Origin of the sequence: Streptomyces albidus (ex Kaewkla and Franco 2022), from assembly GCF_013870515.1 — a bacterium.
GTDB classification, from domain to species: domain Bacteria; phylum Actinomycetota; class Actinomycetes; order Streptomycetales; family Streptomycetaceae; genus Streptomyces; species Streptomyces albidus.
The window spans coordinates 1-4,847 of the sequence record NZ_JACBXA010000347.1; the positions used below are offsets into that span (position 1 = coordinate 1).

At 73.7% G+C, this 4,847-nt stretch carries 4 protein-coding genes; 3 read left to right on the forward strand and 1 reads right to left on the reverse strand.

The genetic code is table 11. The features are described from left to right. Positions 1 to 581, forward strand: a 581-nt coding sequence (locus H5J26_RS28455) for a hypothetical protein (RefSeq protein WP_181768842.1), incomplete at its 5' end; no start/stop codon positions are given. Between the two features lie 43 nt (positions 582 to 624). Here the strand turns inward: H5J26_RS28455 and H5J26_RS28460 are convergent. Next, positions 625 to 1,839 (reverse strand): amino acid deaminase/aldolase, encoded by a 1,215-nt coding sequence (locus H5J26_RS28460; protein WP_181768843.1) that lies wholly within the window; start codon positions 1,837 to 1,839, stop codon positions 625 to 627. A 648-nt stretch (positions 1,840 to 2,487) separates the two neighbouring features. Between H5J26_RS28460 and H5J26_RS28465 the strand changes: the two genes are divergently transcribed. After that, on the forward strand, positions 2,488 to 3,429 hold the full coding sequence (locus H5J26_RS28465) for a hypothetical protein (protein WP_235981217.1): 942 nt from the start codon (positions 2,488 to 2,490) through the stop codon (positions 3,427 to 3,429). 95 nt (positions 3,430 to 3,524) lie between these two features. Further along, on the forward strand, positions 3,525 to 4,712 hold the full coding sequence (mycP, locus tag H5J26_RS28470; RefSeq protein ID WP_419183862.1) for a type VII secretion-associated serine protease mycosin: 1,188 nt from the start codon (positions 3,525 to 3,527) through the stop codon (positions 4,710 to 4,712). The last annotated feature ends 135 nt before the right edge of the window (positions 4,713 to 4,847 follow it).

Sequence of the window (4,847 nt, forward strand, 5' to 3'; positions counted from 1 at the left end):
GCCCTGAGGGCGAGCCCGGCCAGGAGGGTGAGGTCCCGGCTGCCGGCGTCGACCTGCCCGTGCTGGACGGCTGGCAGCACGACCCGCTGACACCCATGGTCGGCACCGGCGAGTACAACTGCCCGGGGAGCGAAGGCGGGAACTGCCTGCGAGGCTCCTCCGTCATCGTCGTGGCCGCCACGGACGCCGGCAGCGCCGAGGACGTGGCGAAGAACGACATCGGCCGGTTCGCCGAACTCGCCTACAGCGAGGACACCTACGGCGGCATCACCTCGCACAGGTCGGTCACCTCGGAGAAGACCGAGATCGCCGGCCAGGACGCGTACCGCGTGCGCTGGAAGATCGTGAACCGCACCAAGCCCGACGCGTACGTCGAGTCCGTCGCCTTCCCGCACCCCGACGGCTCCGGGCAGATGCTCCTGCTGCGCTCCGGCTTCGACATCCACAAGTCCGCGCCGCCCCTGGGCGACATGGACAAGCTGGCCGAGGGCGTGACGGAAGGCGAGGGGACCGGGGAAGGCGACGTAGGCGTCCCCGGCGAAGAGGTCTCACACCGCAGCAGGACGGGCCCCGGAGCCTGAGCCGGACCTTCGCGAGCCGTCACAGACGCCGGGCGGTGCCGACTCAGAGGAAGGTGCGGCCCTCGCCCCGGTACGTCGGCAGCGACCCCGTCACGCGATCCCCCTCCACCAGGTGCAGCTCGGCGAAGCGCTCGCACAGCTCCCCGGCCTTGGCGTGCCGGAACCACACCTTGTCGCCCACCAGCAGATCGTCGGCGGGAGGCCCCAGCAGCGGCGTCTGCACCTCGCCGGCCGCCTCCTGGCGGTCGTAGCGCAGCCCCCGCGGAAGGTAGGGCTGCGGCAGCCGGTCACGGCCCGGTGCCCCCGACGCCGGATATCCGCCGCCGAGCACCGTCACCACGCCCACCCCGGGCCGTCGTACGACCGGCAGGGCGAACAGCGCGGCGGGACGCCCGCTGAAGGACGTGTAGTGGTCGAACAGGCGCGGCAGGAACAGCCCTGAGCCCGCCGCGATCTCCGTCACCGCGTCCTCTGCCGCCGTGTGCTGCACGCTCCCGGTGCCGCCGCCGTTGACGAACTCCAGGTCAGGGACGACGTGGCGTACCGCGTGGACGGCCGCAGCGCGCCGCGCCGCCAGCTCGCGCTTCGCCGCCGACTGCATCAGGCGCACTCCGCGCGTACGCAGCCGGTTGCCGGGTGCCGCGTCGCCCACGCCGGCCACGTGGCCCTCGTACGCCATCAGGCCGACCAGCCGGAAGCCCTTCCTGCGCGACACCGAGCGGGCCACGTCGGCGAGTTGGGTGGGGGAGTGCAGCGGGGAGCGGCGCGCACCGACGCGCACGCGGCCCCCGAAGCGCCGCAGGGAGGTGTCCAGTTCCAGGCAGACCCGGATCTCCTGCTCCCCGCCGTCGCGCGCCGCGTCGATCAGCGCGAGCTGCGCCGGGTCGTCCACCATCACCGTCACGGCTGCCGCCAGCTTCGGGTCGGCCGCGAGCTCGGCGAAGGCCGCCCTGTCCGCGGACGGGTACGCCAGGAGTACGTCGTCGATGCCCGAGCGGGCGAGCCACAGAGACTCGGCCAGCGTGAAGCTCAGCACGCCCGCGAAGCCGTTCCGCGCCAGCACCCGCTCCAACAGGCCCCTGCACCGCACCGACTTGGTGGCCACCCGGATCGGCTTGCCGCCTCCGCGACGCACCAGGTCGTCGGCGTTCGAGTCGAACGCCTCAAGGTCCACGAGTGCGAGAGGCGCGTCGAGATGCGCGGTGGCACGGTCGTAACGCGCCCGGTCGGCTGCGAGGTCTGCTGTTGTGTCGAACACCTGGGCAGCTTGCCAGAGCGCGGCTGCCCGGGACACCCCGGCAAGGCGCCGAGCGGGGTTGCCGGAACCACCAGTTCGCCCCGTAGAGTGACCGCCGCACGCTGCGTGAGACTCGACCAGCAGCGTGTTGTCCGATACGAACCGGCATGCCCCGAAAGGGAATCGTGTGGGGTGGCACTGCGCGCGGGAGGGGTGCAGATGAGCACTGACGACCGCACGCATTCCCGCAGGCCTGCACCGGATTCCGCCCGGGAGCATCCCCGGATCCCGCCGCGCCCCGCCGCCCCGCCGCGTCCCGCTGCGCCTCCACGTCCGAGCGTCCCCCCGGTGCCGTCCTCCCCGCCTCCGGCGGCCAAGGACTCCGCGAACAGGGCCGGTTCGTCCGGCGGGCGCGGAACTCCGCCCCGGGGAACCGCCGGAGGGCCCGCGAAGCACACCCAGAAAGACGAGCCCAACCGACAGATGCCGCACGACACGGAATCGGACGAAGTCCGGCCCGCCGCATCACCCGCCAAGCCCTACGCTTCCGACCGGCCGCGGCTGCCCGTTCCCAGCGCACCGCCGCAGCCCCCGCCGCCGACCGGGAAGCCCCTGACCTCAGAGACCCTGCGCCGCAGAGCGGAGTCGAAGGCGGCCGCGCAGGGAGGGATGCCGCCGAGGCCGGAACTGCCGCCCGAGGCCGCCGCGGAGGGCAGACGCCTCCATGAAGGCGGAGCCGCTCCGGGCCGCCCGCCGCTCCCGCCGCTTCCGCCGGGCCGCCCCGCCGGGTCCTTCGAGTCCGGGCCGCCCACCGCTCAGTTGCGGCCCATACAGGACGAGAGCCCTCATCACCGTCCCGCTCCCCGTACGGTCGCCGCCGCCGCTTGCCTCGTGCTCGGCGTCGGCCTGATCGGCGGTGCCGCCGCGGGGATGACCTGGCTCACCGACGACCCCGGGGACCAGGCGACAGCCCAGGAGGTCTTCGACAACGCACGGACGATGTGGCACAGCAAGTCCGTCGACGAGATCTTCCCCCGCGAGCTCAAGGGCGTGGGCGCCGGGCCGGGCGGCGCGGACCGCCAGTGGCTCCGTGTCGCGGTCGCGCCGGACGGCAACTGCCGCAACGCCTTCGACCCCCTGCTCGCCAAGGCCCTCTCGCCGGTCGGCTGCAGCCGCCTCCTGCGCGCCACCTACGCCGACGAGACCACCAGCAGCGTCACCACCGTCGGACTTGTCTTCACCCGCTCCGACGACGCGGGGATGCGCTCGCTCCGCAAGCGCTTCGCCGTGGAGAACCTCAGCGAGCGGACCGACCTCATGCCGCGCCCCTACGCCGCACGCGGCACCGTCGCCGCCGACTTCGGCGACGCGCAGCGCGCCAGCTGGACGGTACGGGTGCTGGCCGAAGCCCCCGTCGTCGCCTACGCCGTGACCGGGTTCGCCGACGGGCGCGTGGTCAGCGACCCGCAGGCAGCGGCAGAGGCGACCGAGAAGGGCGAGACCTCGGCCGCGGCGCAGGCCGGACTCGGGCACGACGCACAGGGCATCGCAGACCGCATCGAACGCCGGCTGCGCAACGCGGCGGCAGGCCGAGGAGAGGGCGACCAGTGACCCACAGCCGTCCCCCGAGAAGCACCCACTCCGCACCCGCCGGGCGGGAGGGAGACGGTTCCGCCTCGCGCGCACCCCTCCTCGCACGCGGCCGCGTGCTGCGCCGTATCACGGCCGTACCCCTCGCGGCCACGCTCGCTCTCCTGCCCGTGGCGGGCACCGCGCACGCTGAGGGCGAGGGCGTGCAGCGGCAGGAGTGGGGCCTCAAGGCGATACAGGCGCCCGACGCCTGGAAGACCACCAAGGGCAAGGGCATCACCGTCGCCGTGCTCGACACGGGCGTGGCAGCCGACCACCCGGACCTGAAGGGCAGCGTCCAGAAGGGGCGCGACTTCGTCGGCGTCGGCGCGAAGAAGGGCGACCGCTCCTGGGCCAGGCACGGCACGGCCATGGCTGGGATCATCGCCGGTCACGGCCACGGCAAGGACAACAAGCTCGGGGTCATGGGCGTCGCACCGGAGGCGAAGATCCTGCCCATCCGGGTGCTCCTCGAGGACAGCGACCCCGACCGCAAGAAGGCACGCGACGCCGCGGGCACCGCCCTCGCGAAGGGCATCCGCTGGGCCGCCGACCAGGGCGCCGACGTCATCAACCTCTCCCTCGGCGACGACAGCGACTCCGCCCACCCCGAGGCCCGCGAGGACGCCGCGGTCCGTTACGCCCTCGGCCAGGGCTCCGTCGTCGTCGCCTCCGCGGGCAACGGCGGAGAGGAGGGCGACCACGTCTCCTACCCCGCCGCCTATCCGGGGGTCGTCGCGGTCACCGCCGTGGACCGCCACGGCGCCCGTGCCGCCTTCTCCACCCGCCGCTGGTACGCCACCGTCGCGGCACCCGGCAAGCAAGTGCTCATCGCCGACCCCGACCGCCGCTACTACGAGGGCTGGGGCACCAGCGCCGCCTCCGCGTTCGCCTCCGGCGCCGTCGCGCTCGTACGGGCCGCGCACCCGGACCTCAGCCCCGCCCAGATCAAGGAACTGATCTCCGACACGGCCCGCAACACCCCCGAAGGCGGACGCAGCGACGCTCTGGGCACGGGCGTAGTCGATCCGGCGGCGGCGATAGAGATGGGCTCGAACATCAAGCCCCGCGAGCAGCAGCCCAGCCAGCTGCCCTACAAGAGCGAGTTCTTCGGCGCGGGCCCCGAGGACGGCCCGAGCTCCAGCTGGCTGGCGACCATCACCGCGGTCCTCGGCATGCTCCTGATCGGAAGCGCGATCGCCGTGCACCGCGGCGTCAACATGGAGACTCTCCGCGGCCTCCGCAGGCGCCTGAGGGGTGGGTGACCCGGTGATCCCGGCGGGGCCGCCCTCGGGTCGTCCCGCCGGGCCGCACTAGGCTCACGCCCGTGGCGCTCAAGAACATCCCCGATCCCGGCTTCGCCGACGACACCGGCTCGGCCGACCCCGCGCTCGCCGCGG